The organism is Sphaerisporangium aureirubrum, from assembly GCF_042658925.1.
GTDB classification, from domain to species: Bacteria; Actinomycetota; Actinomycetes; order Streptosporangiales; family Streptosporangiaceae; genus Sphaerisporangium; species Sphaerisporangium aureirubrum.
In genome coordinates, this window is record NZ_JBHSRF010000202.1 from 1 (window position 1) to 776 (window position 776).

At 66.9% G+C, this 776-nt stretch carries 1 protein-coding gene; it reads right to left on the reverse strand.

The genetic code is table 11. The features are described 5' to 3' along the window. On the reverse strand, positions 1–776 hold a 776-nt coding region (locus ACFP1K_RS41145; protein WP_380764046.1), incomplete at both ends, for a Clp protease N-terminal domain-containing protein.

Here is a 776-nt window from a genome sequence, read left to right on the forward strand (position 1 = left end):
AGCGCGGCGTCCTTCTCCAGGTGCTTGCGGTACTCGTCCAGCGTGGTCGCACCGATGGTCTGCAGCTCGCCGCGCGCCAGCATCGGCTTCAGGATGCTCGCCGCGTCGATCGCACCCTCGGCCGCGCCCGCGCCCACCAGCGTGTGCAACTCGTCGATGAACAGAATGATGTCGCCGCGCGTGCGGATCTCCTTGAGGACCTTCTTCAGGCGCTCCTCGAAGTCACCGCGGTAGCGGGAGCCGGCGACCAAGGCGCCGAGGTCGAGCGTGTAGAGCTGCTTGTCCTTGAGCGTCTCGGGGACCTCGCCCTTGACGATCTTCTGGGACAGGCCTTCGACGACGGCGGTCTTGCCGACGCCGGGCTCGCCGACGAGGACGGGATTGTTCTTGGTGCGGCGCGACAGCACCTGCATGACCCGCTCGATCTCCTTGTCCCGGCCGATCACCGGGTCGAGCTTGCCCTCACGGGCGGCCTGCGTCAGGTTACGGCCGAACTGGTCGAGCACCAGCGAGGTCGAAGGCGCCGACTCCGCAGGGCCGCCGGCGGCCGCCGGCTCCTTGCCCTGGTAGCCGTGCAGCAACTGGATCACCTGCTGACGCACACGATTCAGATCCGCACCCAGCTTCACCAGAACCTGCGCCGCCACCCCCTCACCCTCCCGGATCAACCCAAGAAGGATGTGCTCGGTGCCGATGTAGTTGTGACCCAGCTGCAAAGCCTCACGAAGCGACAGCTCAAGGACCTTCTTGGCCCGCGGGGTGAACGGAATGTGCCC